This window comes from Chryseobacterium endophyticum (assembly GCF_056333165.1).
The window spans coordinates 757,361-777,452 of record NZ_JBWGXE010000001.1; the positions used below are offsets into that span (position 1 = coordinate 757,361).

Sequence of the window (20,092 nt, forward strand, 5' to 3'; positions counted from 1 at the left end):
TTAAATAATGATTGTAATTTCTTCATAACTGCTTGTTAATTAAAAAAATATTACTATTTTTGCACCCTAAAATAAAAAGCAATTAAATGCCTACTATTCAACAATTAGTAAGAAAAGGAAGAGCCACGCTTGCCAAGAAGAGCAAATCGGCTGCCCTTGATTCTTGTCCACAAAGACGTGGTGTATGTACGAGAGTATATACTACTACACCGAAGAAACCGAACTCTGCACTAAGAAAAGTTGCAAGGGTAAGACTTTCTAACGGTAAAGAAGTTAACGCCTACATCCCGGGCGAAGGACATAATCTTCAGGAGCACTCGATAGTATTGGTGAGAGGCGGAAGGGTGAAAGACCTACCGGGAGTACGTTACCACATCGTAAGAGGTGCATTAGACACTGCAGGTGTAAATGGAAGAACACAGAGAAGATCTAAGTATGGAGCGAAGAGACCTAAACCAGGTCAGGCACCAGCGGCACCAGCTAAAGGAAAGAAAAAATAATCATTAAATAAGGTACAGAAACAATGAGAAAGACAAAAGCGAAAAAAAGACCGTTGTTACCAGATCCGAAATTTAATGATCAGTTGGTAACAAGATTCGTAAACAACTTAATGCTTGACGGTAAAAAGTCAATCGCATTCAAAATTTTCTATGATGCATTGGATATCGTAGAAACTAAAAAAGGAGATAACGAGAAAACAGCCCTTGAAATCTGGAAAGATGCACTTACTAACGTAATGCCTCACGTAGAAGTACGTTCCAGAAGAGTAGGTGGAGCTAACTTCCAGATCCCGATGCCGATCAGAGCAGATAGAAAAATTTCTATGGCGATGAAATGGTTAATCAAATATTCTAAAGCCAGAAATGATAAGTCTATGGCTTTGAAATTGGCTAACGAGGTAGTAGCTGCTTCAAGAGAAGAAGGTGCTGCTTTCAAAAAGAAATCCGATACTCACAAAATGGCGGAAGCAAACAAAGCTTTCTCACACTTCAAATTCTAATCTGAAATGGGAAGAGATCTTAAATTTACAAGAAATATTGGTATTGCTGCTCACATTGATGCGGGTAAGACAACCACTACAGAAAGGATTTTATTCTATACAGGTGTAAACCACAAAATTGGAGAGGTTCACGACGGTGCTTCTACAATGGACTGGATGGAACAGGAAGCGGAAAGAGGTATTACCATTACTTCTGCTGCAACTACTTGTAACTGGAATTTCCCAACAGATCAGGGTAAGAAATTACCTGAAACAATGCCTTACCACTTCAACATTATCGATACACCGGGACACGTTGACTTCACCGTAGAAGTAAACCGATCTTTGAGAGTATTGGACGGATTGGTATTCCTTTTCTCTGCCGTAGACGGTGTAGAGCCTCAGTCTGAAACAAACTGGAGACTTGCCGACAACTACAAAGTAGCAAGAATGGGATTCGTAAACAAAATGGACAGACAGGGTGCTGACTTCTTGAACGTTGTAAAACAAGTAAAAGAAATGCTAGGATCCAACGCCGTTCCAATCGTTTTACCAATCGGTGCTGAAGAAGACTTCAAAGGAGTTGTAGACTTAATCAAAAACAGAGCGATCATCTGGGATGAAGCAGGACAGGGTGCTACTTATGAAGTAGTTCCGATTCCTGAAGACATGAAAGATGAAGTTCTTGAATATAGAGAGAAATTGGTAGAAGCTGTTGCTGATTACGATGAAACTTTGATGGAGAAATTCTTCGAAGATCCGGATTCAATTTCTGAAGAGGAAATCAACGAAGCACTTAGAAAAGCAACGATCGATCTTTCTATCATCCCAATGACTTGTGGATCTTCTTTCAAAAACAAAGGAGTACAGTTCATGCTTGATGCTGTTTGTAAATATCTTCCTTCTCCATTGGATAAGGATAATATTAAAGGAACAGACCCGAGAACTGACGCTGATATCGAAAGAAAACCATCTGTTCAGGAGCCTTTCGCTGCATTAGCTTTCAAAATTGCTACTGACCCGTTCGTGGGAAGATTAGCATTCTTCAGAGCTTATTCAGGAAGATTGGATGCTGGTTCTTATGTATTGAACACAAGATCCGGTAACAAAGAAAGAATCTCAAGAATCTATCAGATGCACGCAAACAAACAAAACCCGGTTGAGTATATCGAGGCTGGAGATATCGGTGCTGCTGTAGGATTTAAAGATATTAAAACAGGAGATACCTTATCTGATGAAAAGAACCCGATCGTTCTTGAATCGATGATCTTCCCGGATCCGGTAATCGGTATCGCTGTTGAGCCTAAAACGAAGGCTGACCAGGATAAAATGGGTAATGCTCTAGCTAAATTAGCTGAAGAGGATCCTACTTTCCAGGTTAAGACTGACGAGGCTTCAGGACAAACCATCATCTCCGGTATGGGTGAGCTTCACTTGGATATCATCGTAGACCGTATGAGAAGAGAGTTTAAAGTGGAAGTTAACCAAGGGCAGCCGCAGGTAGAGTACAAAGAAGCTCTTACCCAGAAAGCTAACCACAGAGAGGTTTACAAGAAGCAGTCCGGAGGTAGAGGTAAATTCGCCGATATCGTATTCGAAATCGGTCCTGCAGACGAAGGGAAAACAGGTCTTGAGTTCATCAACGAAATTAAAGGGGGTAACATTCCAAGAGAATTTATCCCTGCTGTTGAAAAAGGATTCAAAGAATCAATGAAGAACGGTCCATTGGCTGGTTTCGAAGTTGAGGCTATGAAAATTACCCTTAAGGACGGATCTTTCCACGCGGTTGACTCCGATCAGCTTTCTTTCGAATTAGCTGCTAAAATGGGATTCAAAGAAGCGGGTAGAGCTGCGAAAGCGGTTATCATGGAACCGATCATGAAGCTTGAGGTAGTAACTCCTGAAGAATACATGGGGGATATCGTAGGTGACCTTAACAGAAGAAGAGGTACCGTAAACGGTATGGACGACAGAAACAACGCTAAAGTTATCAAAGCTTTCGTTCCACTATCTGAAATGTTCGGTTATGTAACTTCTCTTAGAACTTTATCTTCAGGTAGAGCAACATCTTCTATGGAATTCGAAAAATACGAAGCTGCTCCTAGTAACGTTGCTGAAGAAGTAATCGCTAAGGCTAAAGGTTAATATTAAATTAGATTAAAATGTCACAAAGAATCAGAATAAAACTTAAATCTTACGATTACAACCTGGTAGATAAATCTGCAGAGAAAATCGTAAAAACGGTAAAGGCTACCGGTGCTGTGGTAAACGGACCGATCCCATTGCCTACCAATAAGAGAATCTTCACTGTGTTGAGATCTCCGCACGTAAACAAGAAAGCAAGAGAGCAGTTCCAATTGTCAGCTCACAAGAGACTGATGGATATCTACTCTTCTTCTTCTAAAACTGTAGATGCCCTAATGAAATTAGAGCTTCCTTCAGGTGTAGACGTAGAAATTAAAGTGTGATAATTGCGAAGACAAAAGTCTTCCATGCAAAATCAGACTTTGCTATGATAATGAATCCCTTTTCGAAAGAAGAGGGATTTTTTATTTTAGGAAAAGATTATTTGTTAAAATTAGTATTATGTATTGCAAGGTTCTGTTTATTGTGTATATTTGTGAAAATGTTTCTATGAAAAAATTGTTACTCCTATTGATAGTATTCAATCTGTACTTGTCAGCACAGACCCACCGGTTTATTTATGAATATCATTTTAAAACGGATTCCTCATCAGCTGAAAAAAGGAAGGTAAGCATGGTGCTGGATATAAACCCTGACCAGGTAAAATTCTATAATTACGATTTTGTAGTCACCGATTCCATCAACAAAACAAGAGGTGAGAACAATGTGGTCTGGGACGATACTCCCGCGCTCACGAGAAAGAGAAATTCTACAATAAACTCAAATTACATCATGGTCCAGAATATGTTTCTTGTAGTGACTGATGATAAAATGACCTGGAAGCTGGATGATGAAACCAGGATGATCGGAGGATACAAAGTTCAGAAAGCGACTACACGATATGGCGGCAGAAACTGGACCGCATGGTTTACGAAAGAAATTAATTTGAACGAAGGCCCATACAAATTCAAAGGCTTGCCGGGAATGATCTTTGAGATTTATGATGACAGGGATAATTTTAAATTTTCACTGGTGAAAAGCTACAAAATCCCGAAGACTTATGAGACACTGGAAATCCTTGAAAAATTCGGAGGGCAGAATCCTGTTAAAATTCCGGAATCGAGACTCAAGAAAATGATGCTCGATTATTACAACGATCCGCTTCATACATTCAAAGAACATTATAAAAATAATACCAATCCTGATGCGCATTTTATGGTGATGGGAATTGAAGTAAAAAGACCGGAACAGCTGAAGGAACTCTCTGAAATGATGCAGAAAAATATTAAGCAAAATAACAATCCTATCGAATTGGATAAAGCAATACACTATAATTAACATTCATCAATTAACTAAACCTGAAAACTCCGCTCTTCGGCGGAGTTTTTGCTGCTCTTTAATGATAAAACAACAAACATAATGGCTAATTCAGATCAAAGTATATTTGAAAGATTTTCAAATTGGGCAACAAAATTTACCGGAAGTTCATACGCTTTTATAGGAGCTACCATAATCGTGATTGCCTGGGGGATTTCAGGACCCATCTTTAATTATTCGGAAACGTGGCAGCTGGTCATCAATACAGGAACTACGATCATCACTTTTCTGATGGTTTTTTTAATTCAGAAAGCCCAGAATAAAGATTCGAAAGCAATCCAGATAAAACTGAACGAGCTGATTGCGGCCAACGAAAAAGCCAGCAACCGAATTGTGGATATCGAAGATCTTACCGAAAAGGAACTGGACCAGCTTCACTGCTACTACGAAAAGCTTGCCGATTTTGCCGAAGAGGATGATGATATCCATACGTCACATTCTATTGACGCTGCCCAGCGAAATCAGGATCATAAAGACAGGGTTTTCAGAAAAAAGCATGAAGAGTGGTTGGAGGAACAGAAACAAAAAAAGGAATCTCACTGATTCCTTTTTTTTATTAATTTAATTTAATTCATAAAATAGTTAAAATAAGTACAGCTTCCCAGAAGATCTTTGGCTGTTTCCGTATCGGCATATTGAGATTTGAGAATCGCAAAATAGGTTCGGTATTTTTGATTTTTAATCTGATCAAGCTGCTTCTGATAAGCATCACTTTTTTCATTATACTGAGGATCCGAATAACCGATTTTCGAAGGATTTTTAGCTTCATACTGATAATATTTCCCCTGTTCGGCGCTCGCCATCTGGAAAAGAATTCTTGCCTTCTGTTCTTTATTGTTTGAAGTGTTTAAAGCTTTTTTATAATAATTAATGGAAAGGTCAAAATTATCAGGTTCAATATAAGTTCTGTCCAGGAAGTTTTTATAGTAATACTGGTAAGGATTTTTGCTTTCTGAAGTCTGGAAATCATATTTTCCGCCATTCGTATTATCTATGTCCATTACGAAAAGCTGTCTGTAATAGCCAAGGATAGACGTGTTATACAGCAGATTTCCGATAAGCTGATTGGCTGTCGCAGATTTTTCATCTTTCCCGTTTCCGATTTTCTTTAACTGGATCAATGCATCCGCCAGTTCAAGTTTGTTCATCGCCGGTTTTATGAAAGGAAAAGCTGAGTAATCTTCTTTTCTCATGCTTTCTTCCGGGGAACTTTGATAGCTTTCCCAAGCATTATGCCCGAAGACAAGATCGGAAATATTACTGAATCCGTTGTATGCTCCCGGAGAATATTTCAGAACGGTAACTTTTTTCTCGTCATAATTCCATTCGGACCTTGGAATTCCGGAAAAGTTCTGTGCTTTTGCATAGTAGGATCTTGCTTTTTCAAAATCGGCCTGTCTCATTGCCCTGTCGCCGTATATCACGGCAAAAAAAGCATCGATATTTCCGACATCATTAATGTTTTTAGCAATGATCTCCTGTTCAAATTTGGTCTTGTTAGGTTTCCTGTAGAAATCTTCCACGCTTTTCACAAGGCTTGAATTCGGATTGTACTGCAGATCTGAAAGCTTGTTGTTCATCAGGAAGGATTTTCCGTCTTCGCCCTGAAGAAAATAACGGTTTGCCAGGACATCTTTCAGGAAGTCTGCGGTAGAAGGGACTTCACCGTAGTAATCATATTCGTCTGTTTCGGTGCTGTCTTTTTTCGCTTCAGGTTGTTCCGTGAAATATTCTGAATAATCATTCATCAGATGATCTTCATATTCTGCGTCAATCTTTGGCTGCGAAACAATATCATTCAGAACCTTCATTCTCTTGATCTCCTCCAGGTATTCGGGATTGGAAGTTTTAATATCATTTAATATTTCGGTGCTTGCCTTGTAGTCTTTTTTAAGAAATTTGAGATAAGCATCTGCAATCTGCCAGTATTCGTCCTTGGATTTTTCTTTTGTCTTTGAGGTAAATTTTTCAAGGTCATCTAAAAAATCCTTGGTCTTATCATCGTAATAATAATTGTTTTTGGCGAAAACCGGAATTCTGTCCGGATTGTCTAAAAGTTCGTCGTCACTCTGATCGCTCTTAGAATCAACGGAACTTTTATCCTTTTTACTGCTGAAAAGATTTTTAAAGAATCTCACAATTTTTTGCCAGAAAGAAAGCTCTTCTTTTTTGGTTTCAGTGGCTTCTGCTTTAGTTTGGCCAGACCCGGAATCGGTGGCGTTTCTTCCAGCATTTGTATTGTTGTCATCCGAATAATAGTAAATCGGGAGGTAGCTTCTTTCCAGCTCGTTGATGCTTCGTACCGCCATCACTTTCAGGATCTCGGAATCAGGATTGATTTCAAACATCTTCTCCATGACAGGGATCGGATTGTTGAAATCTTCATAGCCTAAGAGAAAATAGGCCATGTTTTTATCCTCGTCCGTTGAGGCTCTTTTTAAAATATTATTGAAAGATGCGGTGTCTGAAAGCTTCATGGATACAAAAGCAGATTCTTTGCGGCTTTTGCTGTCTCTGAAGACTTTGAAGAAATTCCAGTTGGCTTCACTGTTCATTCCCAGGCCGCGCTGAGCGCCCGCAAGCTGGTCGAGAGCCATGATGTAAGGCGCCCCTTTCAGTCTTAAAGGTTCTACATAGGTTTTAAATGCTTTTACGGCCGCGTCATAATTTCTTGTATAATGGTTGAAGCGGACAATCTGAAATCCGTATCTCTGTTTGATTTCGGGATTTTTCGCAGCGTTGTACAATGAAGTAAGGGCGGCAATGGTTTTGTTATAATCGAGATTGGTGGCATTTTTTCCGGTTCCGGGCTCATTGTAATAGAACGAATCGGCAGTTTCCACGTAATTGATTTTCATGTAAGGTTCAAGATATTTAGCCTCAATCAGATAATCGATTCCTTCGCGGTATTTCTGGTAAAATCCCGGACCTAAAGTTACCAGAAGCTGGTTGGTCGGGGAGCCTTTTTTTAAAGCATTAAGATCATTAATATTCATCTTATTGACCAGGTATTCCGTCTGGGCGTAACTCAGCTGATTATTAAAATACCGTTTCCAGGAGTCTATATTTTCATCCGGAATCACAGAAGGTTTAAAATCTGTGTAAAATCTTGTCGAATAGCTGTGAAGAAAAGGCAGATAAGATTTATCCTTAATAATGCTCTGGGTAAAGAGATTGAAGTATTCATAGTCCGGGTCAGACCAGGCGCATGCTGCAGATTCTGTATAAAACAGTGAAGCAACGGCGAGTGATAAGAAATACTTTTTCATTTTTTATAGCAGTGTTTTGATTTATTTAATTCTTTCCGGAAATGCAGGACGTTTGAATTTTAAAGATTAAAATTTTTATCCTTAACAAATTTACGATCCAGCTGATAATAGATAATAGAGTAATGCGGAATTTTTTTATCAAGAAAGTCAATGACTTCGTTGAGCTGTTCATCGGAAACAGTTTCGATTTTAATTCTAAAACCTTTATTCATGTAGCTGCCGAAATAAAAGCCATCTTTCAGGACTTCATATTCAGCCTGGGAAATCTTTTTAAAATTCGAATTCTCCAGGTCTTTCTCAGATAAAGCATTGATGAGTTTGTGTTTCCCTAAATAATTGGTCACAATTCCCCAGGAATAAATGGGCAGTGCAACTTCGATTTTTTTCAAAGGATAATCGTTTATGGTTGAAAGATAGCTTTTCAGGGTATTGACATCCAAAATGGAATTTTTATCGGAATTTTCAAGCGGTGAAGAGGTGGAATAGCACATCAGGTAAACTTTCCCTACCGGAGGAATTCCTGTCTGTGCTTTATCTTTTACCTGGTGCAGGCGAAGGGTGCATGATATCTCTTTCCCCGCGATTTTCTTCAATTCTTTTAAAAAGCTAAAGTAATCGTCACGGGTGCCGGCAGTCCAGTCACAATCAATCTGGATTTCCGGGGCGGTTTTTAAATTGTATTCGGAAATTTTTCTCTGTAACAGATTATTGATATGGCGGGCAAGAAAAGTAATTTCGTCTTTCTGTATATAAAGGAAAGTACGGTTGGTTATAAATACTACGGGGACAATTTTCTGGTTTGGATTAAAGCTTTTATCTTTTGTAACGACTCCCACCGGGAGAAACTTTCCGCCGGATTTGTCAATGTCAAAAAAACGGGTGTATAAGAAAGGTACGCTTGCTTTATACAATACCTGTTTTTCCTGGCTATTAAGGGCAAGCTTAGTTTTCCAGTAATAAAAGGTGTAAGGATGGTTCTGTTTTTCACTACAGGACAATGTAATGAGCAGAATGCATAAAAACCTGAGCGCTTTCATTAGTGATAAAAGTCGATGTCATCGAAGGTGAAAGCAGAGTTTATTGCTCCTACAGCATTACTTAATGTTTTTTCAAAAAAATGAAAAGGACTATTGAACGCCATCTTCAGTTTTGGTAATATTTTATACGTGTTTTTCATTTTATCAGGAAGCTTATAAATAAATTTTACCATAACAAAAATCAAACCGTAATTTGACATCTTATAACACAAGTTTTAATAAAGATTTTACGATTCATAAATTACTCGTCCAAATTTTTTCTGCTGATTTTCTAAAAATGATGTAATTGATTAAAAATCAAAATATTTTGCATGAAATATTTGTCAGATTAAATTTTATTCATAAATTTGCACACTCATTTTAAGGGCGTAGTATGCCTATATCAAACGTAGAAATTACTTCAGATCTTCTTAAAATGGTGATAAATAAAGGATAAATTTTATTATAATATAAACAATGTCAGGTATTATTGGTAAAAAAATCGGTATGACATCTTTGTTTAACGAAGAAGGAAAAAACATTCCTTGTACAGTTATCCAAGCTGGTCCGTGCTCGGTTTTACAGGTCAGAACCATTGAAAAAGACGGTTATAAGTCAGTTCAATTAGGTTTCGATGACAAGAGTGAGAAGAACGTTGGTAAAGCGTTAGCTGGCCATTTCAAAAAGGCTGGTTCTGCTCCTAAGGCTAAATTGGTAGAATTCTACAGAGAATTCGTTGATGAAGTAAAAGTAGGAGAAGAAGTAAAAGTAGACTTGTTCAACGAAGGAGAATTCGTAGACGTAACAGGTACTTCAAAAGGTAAAGGCTTCCAGGGTGTTGTTAAAAGACACGGCTTTGGAGGTGTAATGCAGGCAACTCATGGTCAGCACAACAGACTTAGAGCTCCAGGTTCTATCGGTGCTGGATCAGACCCTTCAAGAGTATTCAAAGGGATGAGAATGGCTGGAAGAATGGGAGGTAAGCAGGTAACTGTGCAAAACCTTCAGGTGTTAAAAGTGGATCAAGAACAAAATCTTTTAGTAGTAAAAGGTGCTGTTCCGGGAGCTAAAAATTCTTATGTAATTATCAGAAAATGGAACTAGTAGTATTAAATACATCAGGAAAAGAGACCGGAAGAAAAGTAACTCTAGACGAAACAGTATTCGGAATTGAGCCAAATCAGCACGCGGTTTACTTAGAAGTTAAACAGTACCTTGCCGCACAGAGACAAGGAACTCATAAAGCTAAAGAAAGAAGCGAAATTACCGCTTCTACCAAAAAGCTTAAGAAGCAGAAAGGATCTGGTTCTGCAAGATACGGGGATATCAAATCTCCAACTTTCAGAGGTGGGGGTAGAGTATTCGGTCCTAAACCAAGAGACTACAGATTCAAATTGAACAAAGCGCTTAAGAGATTGGCGAAGAAATCTGTTTTATCTCAGAAAATGAGAGACAACAGCATCAGAGTTTTAGAAGATATGAGCTTAAATGCTCCTAAGACTAAAGATTTCATTACTTTATTGGATGCATTGACATTAAACGGTAAAAAATCTTTGTTCATTCTTCCTGAAGCTAACAAGAATGTGTATTTATCTTCAAGAAACTTACCTAAAACCAAAGTAATGAACTTCAATGAAGTAAGTTCTTACGACCTGGTAAATGCAGGTGAGATCGTATTCTTCGAAGGTGCAGTAGAAAAATTCCAGGAAAATTTAAAGAAATAAATCATGTCTATTATTATTAAACCAGTTATCTCAGAAAAGGCTAATTACCTTACGGATTTAAGAGGTTCTTATTCTTTCTTGGTAGATACCAAAGCGAATAAAATCCAGATTAAAAAAGCTGTTGAAGCGGCTTACGGTGTAAAAGTAGCAGACGTTAACACAATGATTTATGCTCCGAGGGTTTCTTCGAAATACACTAAGAAAGGTCTTCAGGTTGGAAAGACGAACAAATTGAAAAAAGCGGTAATCAAACTTGCTGAAGGCGAGGTTATCGATATTTTTGCTGTAAATTAATTATAATTATAAATAATAGTAATGTCTGTTAGAAAATTAAAACCTATCACCCCGGGACAGAGATTCAGAATTGTAAACAATTTTGAGGAAATTACTACCAACAAACCAGAGAAATCTCTAACCGTTGGTATTAAAAAGTCAGGTGGACGTAACCAAACAGGTAAAATGACCATGCGTTACACCGGAGGTGGACACAAAAAGAAATACAGAATTATTGACTTCAAAAGAAACAAAGCAAACGTTGAAGCCACTGTAAAATCTGTAGAATACGATCCAAACAGAACTGCATTTATCGCTTTATTAGAGTACGCAGACGGAGAAAAGAGATATATCATCGCTCCAAACGGTATCAAAGTAGATCAGAAAGTAGTTTCAGGTGAAAGCGTAGAACCAAACGTAGGAAACGCAATGAAATTGAAAAATATTCCATTGGGTACTGTGATTTCTTGTGTTGAAATGAAGCCTGGTCAAGGTGCTATTTTAGCAAGAAGTGCTGGTTCTTCAGCACAATTAACCTCAAGAGACGGAAAATACGCGATCATCAAATTGCCTTCAGGAGAATCTAGAATGATCCTTACGGAATGTATGGCTATGATCGGTTCGGTTTCCAACTCTGATCACCAGTTAACGGTATCAGGTAAGGCTGGTAGAAGCAGATGGTTAGGTAGAAGACCAAGAACAAGAGCGGTTGTAATGAACCCGGTAGATCACCCGATGGGTGGTGGGGAAGGACGTTCTTCAGGAGGTCACCCAAGATCTAGAAACGGTAAACCGGCTAAAGGTTACAAAACGAGAAAGAAAAACAAAGTGTCTAACCGTTACATCGTATCTAAAAGAAAATAATTATGGCAAGATCACTTAAAAAAGGACCGTTCATTCATCATACTTTAGATAAGAAGGTTCAGGCAAATATAGAGTCTGGTAAGAAGACAGTTATCAAAACTTGGTCTAGAGCATCGATGATCTCTCCGGACTTCGTAGGACAGACTATCGCTGTACACAACGGGAAATCTTTTATCCCGGTTTACGTTACAGAAAACATGGTAGGTCACAAGTTAGGCGAATTTTCTCCAACAAGATCTTTCAGAGGTCATGGTGGTAACAAAAACAAAGGAAGCAGATAATCATGGGATCAAGAAAACAAGATAGTTCAATCGCAAGAAAAGAAGCTAACAAGGACGTTGTAAAAGCTTCATTAAATAACTGCCCATCCTCTCCGAGAAAAATGAGATTAGTTGCTGATATCATCAGAGGAGAGCAAGTGGATAAAGCTCTTTATATCCTAAAATATTCTAAAAAAGAAGCCTCTAACAAATTGGAGAAATTACTTCTTTCTGCTATGGCAAACTGGCAGACAAAAAACGAAGGTGCGGATATTGAAGAAGCAAACCTTATCGTTAAAGAAATCTTCGTGGATAGTGCAAGACAATTGAAGAGACTAAGACCGGCTCCGCAAGGGAGAGGGTACAGAATCAGAAAAAGATCTAACCACGTTACATTAATCTTAGGTAATAAAGAAAACTAAATCAAGGTATGGGACAGAAGACAAATCCAATTGGTAACAGATTAGGTATCATCAGAGGATGGGATTCTAACTGGTTTGGCGGAAACGATTATGGAGACAGAATCGCGGAAGACTACAAAATCAGAAGATACCTTGAAGCTAGATTATCTAAAGGTGGGATTTCAAGAATTTATATTGAAAGAACATTAAAATTAGTAACAGTTACAATTACGACCGCCAGACCGGGACTTATCATCGGTAAAGGGGGACAGGAAGTTGATAAACTGAAAGAAGAGTTGAAGAAATTAACTAAAAAGGATATTCAGATCAACATCTTCGAAATCAAAAGACCTGAGCTAGACGCAGTATTGGTTGCTGATAGCATTGCTAAGCAAATCGAAAACAGAATTTCTTACAGAAGAGCTGTTAAGATGGCGATGGCAGGTACCATGAGAATGGGTGCTGAAGGTATCAAAGTTCAGATCTCAGGTAGATTGAACGGTGCTGAAATGGCAAGATCGGAATCTTTCAAAGAAGGAAGAATTCCATTGTCTACTTTCAGAGCGGATATCGATTACCATATCGGTGAAGCATTAACTCAGTACGGAAAACTAGGGGTTAAAGTTTGGATCATGAAAGGGGAAGTTTACGGTAAAAGAGAACTTTCTCCATTAGTGGGACAGCAGAAGAAAGGAGGTCAGTCTGGAGACAGAGAAAGAAGAGACAACAGAGGAGGAGATAGGAGAGACAACAGAGGACCTAGAAGAAACAACAATAATAACAATAATAATTAAAAATTTTAGATTAGACCATTTTGAATTTTAAATTACCGTTACTTTTTTAAAATAAAAAAAATCTAAAATCTAAAATCTAAAATCTAAAATTTAGAAATTATGTTACAACCAAAAAGAACCAAATTCCGTAGAGTTCATAAGATGAAAATGAAGGGGAGTGCCCAGAGAGGTAGTCAACTTGCTTATGGAACTTTCGGGATTAAGGCGACAGAAGGTGCTTGGATCACTGCAAGACAAATTGAAGCTGCTCGTATCGCTGCGACAAGATATATGAAGAGAGAAGGTCAACTATGGATCAAAATCTTCCCGGATAAGCCAATTACCAAGAAACCAGCCGAAGTAAGGATGGGTAAAGGTAAAGGTGCCGTGGAATATTGGGTAGCTGTAGTTAAACCAGGTAAAATTATGTTCGAAATCGGAGGGGTTCCTTACGATGTAGCCAAAGAAGCTCTTAGGCTTGCGGCACAGAAATTACCGGTAGTTACCAAATTTATCGTTGCTAACGATTTTGTTAAACCTCTTTAATCTTTGAATACAATGAAAAAAGCTGATATTAAAAATTTAAGCGCGGGTGATATTCAAGCTCAATTAACTGAAGCAAAAGCTCAATATTCCAAATTGAAATTGGCTCATGCAATCAGCCCAATTGAAAACCCGATCCAAATCAGAGATTTGAGAAAAACAATCGCTAGACTAAACACTGAGTTAACTAACAAACAATAATTTCATTTTACAATGGATAGAAATTTAAGAAAAGAAAGAATCGGAGTGGTTTCCAGCAATAAAATGGAAAAAACTATTGTTGTTAGTGAAACTACAAGAGTAAAGCACCCGATGTACGGTAAATTCGTTTTGAAAACGAAAAAATATACTGCACACGACGAGAACAATGAATGCACAGAAGGTGATACGGTTCTGATCCAGGAAACAAGACCTTTGAGCAAGAACAAAAGATGGAGATTAGTAAGAATCATTGAAAAAGCTAAGTAATAATGTTACAAACAGAATCAAGATTAAAAGTTGCTGATAACACAGGTGCTAAAGAAGTATTGGTTATCAGAGTTCTGGGAGGAACCAGAAGAAGATATGCTTCAGTTGGTGATAAAATCGTTGTTACTATCAAAGATTCTACACCATCAGGAAACGCTAAGAAAGGTCAGGTATCTAAAGCTGTCGTAGTAAGAACAAAAAAAGCAGTGAGAAGAAAAGATGGTTCATACATCAAATTCGAAGACAATGCTTGTGTATTGCTAAACGCAGCGGGAGAAATGAGAGGAACGCGTGTTTTCGGACCGGTTGCTCGTGAGTTGAGAGACAAAGAATATATGAAAATCATTTCATTAGCTCCTGAAGTACTTTAATATTTAAAATTGTAAAAAAATGTCAAAGTTAAAAATAAAAAGAGGAGATAACGTAATCGTAACCACAGGTAAGAAAGGTCTTAAAGGCGGTACCGGTGAAGTTATTGAAGTGATCAAAAAAGAAGGAAAAGACCCTAGAGTAGTTGTTGCAGGACTTAACATCGTTAAAAAACACGTTAAGCCTTCAGCTTCAAACCCTCAAGGAGGAATCGTTGAAAGAGAAGCTTCTATTCATATCTCAAACGTTGCTTTAGTTGGTAAAGACGGAAAAGCGATCAAAGTAGGTTACAAGACCGAAGGAGATAAGAAAGTGAGAATCAACAAAAAAACGGGTGAAACTTTATAATTTTTAAGAACACATGGAATATATAGCAAGACCCAAAAAAGCATATCAAGAAACGATTGTTCCTGCAATGATGGAAGAATTCGGATACAAATCTGTAATGCAGGTTCCTAGATTAGAGAAAATCGTATTGTCTCAAGGTTTAGGAGATGCGACTGCAGATAAGAAAATTATCGATTATGCTGTTGAAGAACTAACGAACATCACTGGTCAGAAAGCTGTTGGTACCATCTCTAAGAAAGATGAGGCTGCTTTCAAACTAAGAAAAGGAATGCCTGTAGGTGCTAAAGTTACGCTGAGAGCTCACAAAATGTATGAGTTCCTAGACAGATTAACTTCTTCAGCATTGCCACGTATCAGAGATTTCTCTGGAATCAAGGCAGACGGTTTCGACGGTAGAGGTAACTACAACTTAGGGATCACTGAGCAGATCATCTTCCCTGAGATCGTAATCGACAAAGTGAAAAAAATCCAGGGGATGGACATCACTTTCGTTACTACTGCGAAAACAGACAAAGAAGCTAAAGCTTTATTAACTCACTTCGGTTTACCATTCAAAAAGAACTAAGAAATGGCTAAAGAATCAATGAAAGCGCGTGAGCGCAAAAGAGAAGCGTTAGTTGCTAAATACGCTGATAAAAGAAAAGCTTTAAAAGAAGCAGGTGATTATGAAGGACTTCAGAAATTACCAAAAAATGCTTCTCCTGTAAGATTACACAACAGATGTAAATTAACAGGAAGACCAAGAGGATACATGAGAACGTTCGGAATTTCCAGAGTAACTTTCAGAGAAATGGCAAACAACGGTCTTATCCCGGGAGTTAAAAAAGCAAGCTGGTAATTTATTACTAAAAAATCGGGACAATTAAGTTGTTCGGAAACTAAAGATAAAAATATCAGACCGAAATTTCTGAGGTCTGATATTTTACTCTTTAAGTCTTAGCAATACTGATTGTTCTTTAACCAATAATTTATAAAAGAAAAATGGTAACAGATCCAATTTCAGATTTCCTAACAAGAGTAAGGAACGCACAAAGCGCAGGCCACAAGGTGGTGGAAATTCCTGCATCGAAAATCAAAAAGGAGATTACTAAGATCTTATTCGATCAGGGGTATATCTTAAACTACAAGTTTGAGGATAGCGCTGTTCAGGGGACGATCAAAATCGCTTTAAAGTACGATAAGCAAACCAACAAACCGGCGATCAAGTCTATTCAGAGAGCTTCAAGACCAGGTTTGAGACAGTACAAAGGTTCTGCGGAACTTCCAAGAGTACTAAACGGTTTGGGTATTTCTATCATCTCTACTTCTAAAGGAGTAATGACTGACAAGAAAGCTAGAGAAGAAAAAGTAGGCGGTGAAGTAATCTGCTATGTTTATTAATTTTTAATCACAGGAAAATGTCAAGAATTGGTAAAGCAATTATAACAGTTCCAGCAGGAGTTACCATCACTGAAAACAATGGTGTGGTAACTGTAAAAGGTCCTAAAGGAGAACTTTCTCAGGAGCTTACAGGCGGAATTACTATAGAACAGAAAGATGGGGAACTGAACGTAAACAGACCATCTGATGCTAAACAACACAAAGCGCTTCACGGTTTATACAGAGCGTTAATCAACAACATGATTGTTGGTGTAAATACAGGTTTCGAAAAGAAACTGGAATTAGTAGGGGTAGGATACAGAGCTTCACACGCAGGTCAAAAACTTGAGTTGGCTTTAGGATTCTCTCACGGTATCGTATTGGAACTTCCAAGTGAAGTAAAAGTAGATACATTGACTGAAAAAGGTAAAAACCCAATTATTACTTTAACGTCTCACGACAACCAACTTCTAGGGATGGTCGCTGCAAAGATCCGTTCTTTCAGAAAGCCTGAACCATACAAAGGAAAAGGAGTAAGATTCGTAGGAGAAATTGTTAGACGTAAAGCTGGTAAATCTGCTTAATAAATTATAAGTATTATGGCATTAACTAAAGTAGAAAAAAGAATAAGAATCAAAAGAAGAGTAAGAGGAAAAATCTCTGGATCTTCTGAATTGCCAAGATTATCTGTATACAAAAGTAATAAGGAAATTTACGCTCAGTTAATCGACGATAACAGTGGAAAAACTTTGGCTTCTGCTTCTTCCAGAGAGAAAGGCGTTGAAGCTAATGGAACAAAGACTGAAGTTTCTGCTGCCGTAGGTAAGGCTATCGCTGCCAAAGCCATCGCTGCAGGAATCGAAAATATTGTATTTGATAGAAACGGATTCGTATATCACGGAAGAGTAAAAGCTCTTGCTGACGGTGCGAGAGAAGGCGGACTTAAATTCTAATCATTAAATTTCGGAAAATATGTTAGGACTAGATAATATAGAAAGAGTAAAACCGGGAGGATTAGAACTTAAAGATCGTCTCGTAGCTGTTAACAGAGTAACAAAAGTAACCAAAGGAGGTAGAGCTTTCGGATTTTCTGCAATCGTAGTTGTAGGAGACGAAGCGGGAACTATCGGTTTCGGTTTGGGAAAATCTAAGGAAGTTGCTTCTGCTATTGCTAAAGCGGTAGAAGATGCTAAGAAAAACTTAGTAAAAGTTCCTGTAATGAACCACACGATTCCTCACCAGACTTCTGCCAGATATGGTGGTGCTGATATCTTCTTAAGACCTGCTTCTCACGGTACAGGACTTATCGCCGGTGGTGCGGTAAGAGCGGTATTGGAGTCTGCTGGTGTACACGATATCCTTTCAAAATCTAAAGGATCTTCTAACCCTCACAACGTGGTGAAAGCTACTTTCAAAGCGTTATTGGATATCAGAAGACCTGAAGAAATCGCTAGAATGAGAGGAGTTTCTCTAAGTAAAGTGTTTAACGGTTAATATATAAAACAATGGCAACAATCAAAGTAAAGCAAGTAAGAAGCGCTATTGGAAGAACAAAAACCCAAAAGAGAACGCTTGAAGCATTAGGATTTAAGAAACTTCACCAAGTTGTAGAACACGAAGCTACGCCTTCTATCTTAGGAATGATAGCTGCAGTTAGTCACTTACTTGAAGTTCAAAAATAATTTTTAAAATAATTTTAAAATGAATTTAAACAACATAAAGCCAGCTGCAGGATCTACTTTCAATTCAAAAAGAATCGGTAGAGGACAAGGTAGCGGAAAAGGGGGTACTTCTACAAAAGGACATAAAGGACAGAAAGCAAGAGCCGGATACTCTCAGAAGATCGGTTTTGAAGGAGGTCAGATGCCTTTACAAAGAAGATTACCTAAATTCGGATTCAAAAACGTAAACAGAAAAGAGTTTAGAGGAATTAACCTGGATACGATCCAGACTTTAATTGAAAATAAATCCATCACAGGAGATATTACAAGAGAAGTACTTATCGAAAACGGTTTAATTACGAAAAACGAATTAGTGAAAATTATGGGTAGAGGAGAATTGAAATCTGCGGTTTCAATCTCTGCTGACAAATTCACTAAATCTGCAGAAGAGTTGATCTCTAAAGCAGGTGGAAAAGCAATTACCTTATAATAATAACTAATGAAAGAATTTATACAAACCCTCAAAAATATTTGGAGCCTTAAAGAATTACGGGATAAAATTATCTTTACTTTAGGGATTATTCTTGTGTATAGATTCGCATCTTATATCTCCCTGCCTGCAATTAACCTTGCAGAAGTGGGAGATCTCTTAGAGCATTATAAAAATCAAGGCGGTAACAAGCAAGGAGCAGGTCTCCTTGGCTTGCTTTCGTCGTTTACGGGGGGAGCTTTCAGCCACGCTTCCGTAATGGCGTTAGGTATAATGCCTTATATTTCTGCTTCTATTATTGTTCAGTTGATGGGGATGGCTATTCCTTATCTTCAGAAGCTTCAGAAAGATGGAGAGTCAGGTAGAAATACATTGAATCAAATCACCAGATGGTTAACGATCGGAGTTTGTCTTGTGCAGGCGCCTTCTTACTTAACGTCGATTACTCAATTATTCTTACCGTATGCTCAGTTCTCATCTGCATATTATGTAGAGCCAAATTCTATTATGTTCTGGTTGCCAAGTATTGTTATTTTGGTTGCCGGTTCAGTATTCGCAATGTGGTTGGGTGAAAAAATTACCGACAAAGGTATCGGGAACGGTATCTCTATCCTGATTATGGTGGGGATCCTTTCAAGATTGCCGGAAGCATTCGTACAGGAAATGGCAGTTCAGAACGGAAAAGGAGGAATGGGGTCGATCATGATCCTTATTGAAGTAATTTTCTGGATGCTGGTAGTTCTTTTAGCAGTGGTACTATCCGTTGCGGTAAGAAAAATCCCGATCCAGTATGTAAGCAGAGCTCAGGCAAGAGGAGGTGTAAACAGGAATCTTATGCAAGGAGCAAGACAGTGGATCCCACTGAAAGTTAATGCAGCCGGTGTAATGCCGATCATCTTTGCCCAGGCACTGATGTTCGTTCCGGGATTATTGACGAAAGTGGATGAATCAAACACTTTTCTTGCAGGTTTCAAGAATGTTTTTAGCTGGCAGTACAACGTATTGTTTGCGCTACTAATTATTATTTTCTCATTCTTCTATACTGCAATCACAATTCCGGTAAACCAAATGGCCGATGATCTGAAGAGAAACGGTGGTTTAGTACCTAAAGTGAGACCAGGAAAAGAGACCGCTGATTATTTAGATGATATTTTATCAAAAATTACCTTGCCAGGTGCAATTTTTTTATCTATCTTTGCAGTCCTTCCGGCAATTGTACACGGAAGCTTCGTTCAGACAGATGCGTTCGCCTTATTTTTCGGGGGAACATCACTATTGATTATGGTGGGCGTAATTTTAGATACTGTTCAACAGATTAATACCTATCTGCTGAATCATCATTATGATGGCTTAATGCAGTCTAAATTATCAAGAACGACTGGATATTAATTTATGGCAAAACAAAAACATATTGAACAGGACGGCGTTATCACGGAAGCACTTTCGAACGCTCAGTTCCGTGTTGAACTGGAAAATGGGCATGTTCTTATTGCTCATATCTCTGGTAAAATGCGTATGCATTATATTAAGTTATTACCTGGTGATAAGGTAAAATTGGAAATGTCTCCTTACGATCTATCGAAGGGGAGAATCACATTTAGATATTAAAAGCAATCTGCCAAATGGAGCGCATGTTCCATTTGGCTATTGTTAAAAAAAATAAATATTTTCAAATGAAAGTAAGAGCATCAATTAAAAAAAGAAGCGCTGATTGCAAGATCGTACGCAGAAAAGGTGTACTGTTCGTAATCAACAAGAAGAACCCAAAATTTAAACAAAGACAAGGCTAACATT

General features: G+C 38.1%; 31 protein-coding genes. 29 read left to right on the forward strand and 2 right to left on the reverse strand.

The window, feature by feature from the left end:
- Positions 1 to 86 precede the first annotated feature (86 nt).
- From rpsL to AC0N32_RS03630, 6 genes are all read left to right on the forward strand, one after another.
- Positions 87 to 500 (forward strand): 30S ribosomal protein S12, encoded by a 414-nt coding sequence (gene rpsL, locus AC0N32_RS03605; RefSeq protein ID WP_027381287.1) that lies wholly within the window; start codon positions 87 to 89, stop codon positions 498 to 500.
- A 23-nt stretch (positions 501 to 523) separates the two neighbouring features.
- Positions 524 to 1,000 carry a 30S ribosomal protein S7 gene (gene rpsG, locus AC0N32_RS03610; RefSeq protein ID WP_062673583.1) on the forward strand — a complete coding sequence of 159 codons (477 nt, stop codon included), beginning with the start codon at positions 524 to 526 and terminating at the stop codon, positions 998 to 1,000.
- A gap of 6 nt (positions 1,001 to 1,006) precedes the next feature.
- Positions 1,007 to 3,124: an elongation factor G gene (gene fusA, locus AC0N32_RS03615; protein WP_476392502.1), complete on the forward strand. Its 2,118-nt coding sequence runs from the start codon at positions 1,007 to 1,009 to the stop codon at positions 3,122 to 3,124.
- 17 nt (positions 3,125 to 3,141) lie between these two features.
- Positions 3,142 to 3,447, forward strand: coding sequence for a 30S ribosomal protein S10 (gene rpsJ, locus AC0N32_RS03620; RefSeq protein WP_002661363.1), 306 nt, complete (start codon positions 3,142 to 3,144; stop codon positions 3,445 to 3,447).
- Positions 3,448 to 3,613: 166 nt separating this feature from the next.
- Positions 3,614 to 4,441: a GLPGLI family protein gene (locus AC0N32_RS03625; protein ID WP_476392503.1), complete on the forward strand. Its 828-nt coding sequence runs from the start codon at positions 3,614 to 3,616 to the stop codon at positions 4,439 to 4,441.
- Positions 4,442 to 4,522: 81 nt separating this feature from the next.
- Entirely contained in the window at positions 4,523 to 5,023 is a 501-nt protein-coding gene (locus AC0N32_RS03630; RefSeq protein WP_476392504.1) for a low affinity iron permease family protein, read from the forward strand.
- 23 nt (positions 5,024 to 5,046) lie between these two features.
- Here the strand turns inward: AC0N32_RS03630 and AC0N32_RS03635 are convergent, their stop codons facing one another.
- Positions 5,047 to 7,749 (reverse strand): hypothetical protein, encoded by a 2,703-nt coding sequence (locus AC0N32_RS03635; RefSeq protein ID WP_476392505.1) that lies wholly within the window; start codon positions 7,747 to 7,749, stop codon positions 5,047 to 5,049.
- Positions 7,750 to 7,808: 59 nt separating this feature from the next.
- Positions 7,809 to 8,786 carry a hypothetical protein gene (locus AC0N32_RS03640; RefSeq protein ID WP_476392506.1) on the reverse strand — a complete coding sequence of 326 codons (978 nt, stop codon included), beginning with the start codon at positions 8,784 to 8,786 and terminating at the stop codon, positions 7,809 to 7,811.
- 456 nt (positions 8,787 to 9,242) lie between these two features.
- On the opposite strand from AC0N32_RS03640, the gene rplC reads away from it, so the two are divergent.
- The 23 genes from rplC (at position 9,243) to rpmJ (ending at position 20,088) form a co-directional block, all read left to right on the forward strand.
- Positions 9,243 to 9,869, forward strand: a complete 627-nt coding sequence (gene rplC / locus AC0N32_RS03645; protein ID WP_042720943.1) for a 50S ribosomal protein L3 — start codon at positions 9,243 to 9,245, stop codon at positions 9,867 to 9,869.
- A complete protein-coding gene (gene rplD, locus AC0N32_RS03650) occupies positions 9,860 to 10,489 on the forward strand; it encodes a 50S ribosomal protein L4 (protein ID WP_076444040.1) in 630 nt (209 codons plus the stop codon). Before rplC ends, rplD begins: the two co-directional genes overlap by 10 nt.
- A gap of 3 nt (positions 10,490 to 10,492) precedes the next feature.
- On the forward strand, positions 10,493 to 10,783 hold the full coding sequence (gene rplW / locus AC0N32_RS03655) for a 50S ribosomal protein L23 (protein ID WP_027381304.1): 291 nt from the start codon (positions 10,493 to 10,495) through the stop codon (positions 10,781 to 10,783).
- 21 nt (positions 10,784 to 10,804) lie between these two features.
- On the forward strand, positions 10,805 to 11,626 hold the full coding sequence (rplB, locus tag AC0N32_RS03660; RefSeq protein WP_027381305.1) for a 50S ribosomal protein L2: 822 nt from the start codon (positions 10,805 to 10,807) through the stop codon (positions 11,624 to 11,626).
- Between the two features lie 2 nt (positions 11,627 to 11,628).
- Positions 11,629 to 11,907, forward strand: a complete 279-nt coding sequence (rpsS, locus tag AC0N32_RS03665; RefSeq protein ID WP_002983209.1) for a 30S ribosomal protein S19 — start codon at positions 11,629 to 11,631, stop codon at positions 11,905 to 11,907.
- A gap of 2 nt (positions 11,908 to 11,909) precedes the next feature.
- A complete protein-coding gene (rplV, locus tag AC0N32_RS03670; RefSeq protein WP_007839512.1) occupies positions 11,910 to 12,308 on the forward strand; it encodes a 50S ribosomal protein L22 in 399 nt (132 codons plus the stop codon).
- Between the two features lie 8 nt (positions 12,309 to 12,316).
- Positions 12,317 to 13,081 carry a 30S ribosomal protein S3 gene (gene rpsC / locus AC0N32_RS03675; RefSeq protein ID WP_476392507.1) on the forward strand — a complete coding sequence of 255 codons (765 nt, stop codon included), beginning with the start codon at positions 12,317 to 12,319 and terminating at the stop codon, positions 13,079 to 13,081.
- A 99-nt stretch (positions 13,082 to 13,180) separates the two neighbouring features.
- Positions 13,181 to 13,606, forward strand: a complete 426-nt coding sequence (gene rplP, locus AC0N32_RS03680; RefSeq protein WP_476392508.1) for a 50S ribosomal protein L16 — start codon at positions 13,181 to 13,183, stop codon at positions 13,604 to 13,606.
- Positions 13,607 to 13,618: 12 nt separating this feature from the next.
- Positions 13,619 to 13,804: a 50S ribosomal protein L29 gene (gene rpmC / locus AC0N32_RS03685; RefSeq protein WP_027381309.1), complete on the forward strand. Its 186-nt coding sequence runs from the start codon at positions 13,619 to 13,621 to the stop codon at positions 13,802 to 13,804.
- A 12-nt stretch (positions 13,805 to 13,816) separates the two neighbouring features.
- A complete protein-coding gene (rpsQ, locus tag AC0N32_RS03690) occupies positions 13,817 to 14,071 on the forward strand; it encodes a 30S ribosomal protein S17 (RefSeq protein WP_042720938.1) in 255 nt (84 codons plus the stop codon).
- Between the two features lie 2 nt (positions 14,072 to 14,073).
- The gene (gene rplN, locus AC0N32_RS03695; protein ID WP_007839504.1) at positions 14,074 to 14,442 is read left to right on the forward strand and encodes a 50S ribosomal protein L14; all 369 of its coding nucleotides are present in this window, start codon (positions 14,074 to 14,076) and stop codon (positions 14,440 to 14,442) included.
- Positions 14,443 to 14,461: 19 nt separating this feature from the next.
- Positions 14,462 to 14,788 (forward strand): 50S ribosomal protein L24, encoded by a 327-nt coding sequence (gene rplX / locus AC0N32_RS03700; protein ID WP_476392509.1) that lies wholly within the window; start codon positions 14,462 to 14,464, stop codon positions 14,786 to 14,788.
- A 13-nt stretch (positions 14,789 to 14,801) separates the two neighbouring features.
- On the forward strand, positions 14,802 to 15,353 hold the full coding sequence (gene rplE / locus AC0N32_RS03705; protein ID WP_307462232.1) for a 50S ribosomal protein L5: 552 nt from the start codon (positions 14,802 to 14,804) through the stop codon (positions 15,351 to 15,353).
- Positions 15,354 to 15,356: 3 nt separating this feature from the next.
- The gene (gene rpsN / locus AC0N32_RS03710) at positions 15,357 to 15,626 is read left to right on the forward strand and encodes a 30S ribosomal protein S14 (protein WP_027387207.1); all 270 of its coding nucleotides are present in this window, start codon (positions 15,357 to 15,359) and stop codon (positions 15,624 to 15,626) included.
- Between the two features lie 143 nt (positions 15,627 to 15,769).
- On the forward strand, positions 15,770 to 16,168 hold the full coding sequence (gene rpsH, locus AC0N32_RS03715) for a 30S ribosomal protein S8 (RefSeq protein ID WP_039364085.1): 399 nt from the start codon (positions 15,770 to 15,772) through the stop codon (positions 16,166 to 16,168).
- Positions 16,169 to 16,185: 17 nt separating this feature from the next.
- Positions 16,186 to 16,731: a 50S ribosomal protein L6 gene (gene rplF / locus AC0N32_RS03720; protein ID WP_476392510.1), complete on the forward strand. Its 546-nt coding sequence runs from the start codon at positions 16,186 to 16,188 to the stop codon at positions 16,729 to 16,731.
- Positions 16,732 to 16,746: 15 nt separating this feature from the next.
- Entirely contained in the window at positions 16,747 to 17,100 is a 354-nt protein-coding gene (gene rplR, locus AC0N32_RS03725; RefSeq protein WP_066434448.1) for a 50S ribosomal protein L18, read from the forward strand.
- A 19-nt stretch (positions 17,101 to 17,119) separates the two neighbouring features.
- Positions 17,120 to 17,641, forward strand: coding sequence for a 30S ribosomal protein S5 (gene rpsE / locus AC0N32_RS03730; RefSeq protein ID WP_149246717.1), 522 nt, complete (start codon positions 17,120 to 17,122; stop codon positions 17,639 to 17,641).
- A gap of 11 nt (positions 17,642 to 17,652) precedes the next feature.
- Positions 17,653 to 17,829, forward strand: a complete 177-nt coding sequence (gene rpmD, locus AC0N32_RS03735) for a 50S ribosomal protein L30 (RefSeq protein WP_007839493.1) — start codon at positions 17,653 to 17,655, stop codon at positions 17,827 to 17,829.
- A gap of 19 nt (positions 17,830 to 17,848) precedes the next feature.
- Positions 17,849 to 18,298 carry a 50S ribosomal protein L15 gene (rplO, locus tag AC0N32_RS03740; protein ID WP_294202842.1) on the forward strand — a complete coding sequence of 150 codons (450 nt, stop codon included), beginning with the start codon at positions 17,849 to 17,851 and terminating at the stop codon, positions 18,296 to 18,298.
- 9 nt (positions 18,299 to 18,307) lie between these two features.
- Entirely contained in the window at positions 18,308 to 19,687 is a 1,380-nt protein-coding gene (secY, locus tag AC0N32_RS03745) for a preprotein translocase subunit SecY (RefSeq protein WP_066434454.1), read from the forward strand.
- A gap of 3 nt (positions 19,688 to 19,690) precedes the next feature.
- A complete protein-coding gene (gene infA, locus AC0N32_RS03750; protein WP_029297754.1) occupies positions 19,691 to 19,906 on the forward strand; it encodes a translation initiation factor IF-1 in 216 nt (71 codons plus the stop codon).
- A gap of 65 nt (positions 19,907 to 19,971) precedes the next feature.
- Entirely contained in the window at positions 19,972 to 20,088 is a 117-nt protein-coding gene (rpmJ, locus tag AC0N32_RS03755; protein WP_007839480.1) for a 50S ribosomal protein L36, read from the forward strand.
- The last annotated feature ends 4 nt before the right edge of the window (positions 20,089 to 20,092 follow it).

Excerpts from the sequence above, each read along its gene's own strand:
- rpsL (WP_027381287.1), top strand. The coding sequence starts at position 87 with ATGCCTACTATTCAACAATTAGTAAGAAAAGGAAGAGCCACGCTTGCC.
- rpsG (WP_062673583.1), top strand. The coding sequence starts at position 524 with ATGAGAAAGACAAAAGCGAAAAAAAGACCGTTGTTACCAGATCCGAAA.
- fusA (WP_476392502.1), top strand. The coding sequence starts at position 1,007 with ATGGGAAGAGATCTTAAATTTACAAGAAATATTGGTATTGCTGCTCAC.
- rpsJ (WP_002661363.1), top strand. The coding sequence starts at position 3,142 with ATGTCACAAAGAATCAGAATAAAACTTAAATCTTACGATTACAACCTG.
- AC0N32_RS03625 (WP_476392503.1), top strand. The coding sequence starts at position 3,614 with ATGAAAAAATTGTTACTCCTATTGATAGTATTCAATCTGTACTTGTCA.
- AC0N32_RS03630 (WP_476392504.1), top strand. The coding sequence starts at position 4,523 with ATGGCTAATTCAGATCAAAGTATATTTGAAAGATTTTCAAATTGGGCA.
- AC0N32_RS03635 (WP_476392505.1), bottom strand. The coding sequence starts at position 7,749 with ATGAAAAAGTATTTCTTATCACTCGCCGTTGCTTCACTGTTTTATACA.
- AC0N32_RS03640 (WP_476392506.1), bottom strand. The coding sequence starts at position 8,786 with ATGAAAGCGCTCAGGTTTTTATGCATTCTGCTCATTACATTGTCCTGT.
- rplC (WP_042720943.1), top strand. The coding sequence starts at position 9,243 with ATGTCAGGTATTATTGGTAAAAAAATCGGTATGACATCTTTGTTTAAC.
- rplD (WP_076444040.1), top strand. The coding sequence starts at position 9,860 with ATGGAACTAGTAGTATTAAATACATCAGGAAAAGAGACCGGAAGAAAA.
- rplW (WP_027381304.1), top strand. The coding sequence starts at position 10,493 with ATGTCTATTATTATTAAACCAGTTATCTCAGAAAAGGCTAATTACCTT.
- rplB (WP_027381305.1), top strand. The coding sequence starts at position 10,805 with ATGTCTGTTAGAAAATTAAAACCTATCACCCCGGGACAGAGATTCAGA.
- rpsS (WP_002983209.1), top strand. The coding sequence starts at position 11,629 with ATGGCAAGATCACTTAAAAAAGGACCGTTCATTCATCATACTTTAGAT.
- rplV (WP_007839512.1), top strand. The coding sequence starts at position 11,910 with ATGGGATCAAGAAAACAAGATAGTTCAATCGCAAGAAAAGAAGCTAAC.
- rpsC (WP_476392507.1), top strand. The coding sequence starts at position 12,317 with ATGGGACAGAAGACAAATCCAATTGGTAACAGATTAGGTATCATCAGA.
- rplP (WP_476392508.1), top strand. The coding sequence starts at position 13,181 with ATGTTACAACCAAAAAGAACCAAATTCCGTAGAGTTCATAAGATGAAA.
- rpmC (WP_027381309.1), top strand. The coding sequence starts at position 13,619 with ATGAAAAAAGCTGATATTAAAAATTTAAGCGCGGGTGATATTCAAGCT.
- rpsQ (WP_042720938.1), top strand. The coding sequence starts at position 13,817 with ATGGATAGAAATTTAAGAAAAGAAAGAATCGGAGTGGTTTCCAGCAAT.
- rplN (WP_007839504.1), top strand. The coding sequence starts at position 14,074 with ATGTTACAAACAGAATCAAGATTAAAAGTTGCTGATAACACAGGTGCT.
- rplX (WP_476392509.1), top strand. The coding sequence starts at position 14,462 with ATGTCAAAGTTAAAAATAAAAAGAGGAGATAACGTAATCGTAACCACA.
- rplE (WP_307462232.1), top strand. The coding sequence starts at position 14,802 with ATGGAATATATAGCAAGACCCAAAAAAGCATATCAAGAAACGATTGTT.
- rpsN (WP_027387207.1), top strand. The coding sequence starts at position 15,357 with ATGGCTAAAGAATCAATGAAAGCGCGTGAGCGCAAAAGAGAAGCGTTA.
- rpsH (WP_039364085.1), top strand. The coding sequence starts at position 15,770 with ATGGTAACAGATCCAATTTCAGATTTCCTAACAAGAGTAAGGAACGCA.
- rplF (WP_476392510.1), top strand. The coding sequence starts at position 16,186 with ATGTCAAGAATTGGTAAAGCAATTATAACAGTTCCAGCAGGAGTTACC.
- rplR (WP_066434448.1), top strand. The coding sequence starts at position 16,747 with ATGGCATTAACTAAAGTAGAAAAAAGAATAAGAATCAAAAGAAGAGTA.
- rpsE (WP_149246717.1), top strand. The coding sequence starts at position 17,120 with ATGTTAGGACTAGATAATATAGAAAGAGTAAAACCGGGAGGATTAGAA.
- rpmD (WP_007839493.1), top strand. The coding sequence starts at position 17,653 with ATGGCAACAATCAAAGTAAAGCAAGTAAGAAGCGCTATTGGAAGAACA.
- rplO (WP_294202842.1), top strand. The coding sequence starts at position 17,849 with ATGAATTTAAACAACATAAAGCCAGCTGCAGGATCTACTTTCAATTCA.
- secY (WP_066434454.1), top strand. The coding sequence starts at position 18,308 with ATGAAAGAATTTATACAAACCCTCAAAAATATTTGGAGCCTTAAAGAA.
- infA (WP_029297754.1), top strand. The coding sequence starts at position 19,691 with ATGGCAAAACAAAAACATATTGAACAGGACGGCGTTATCACGGAAGCA.
- rpmJ (WP_007839480.1), top strand. The coding sequence starts at position 19,972 with ATGAAAGTAAGAGCATCAATTAAAAAAAGAAGCGCTGATTGCAAGATC.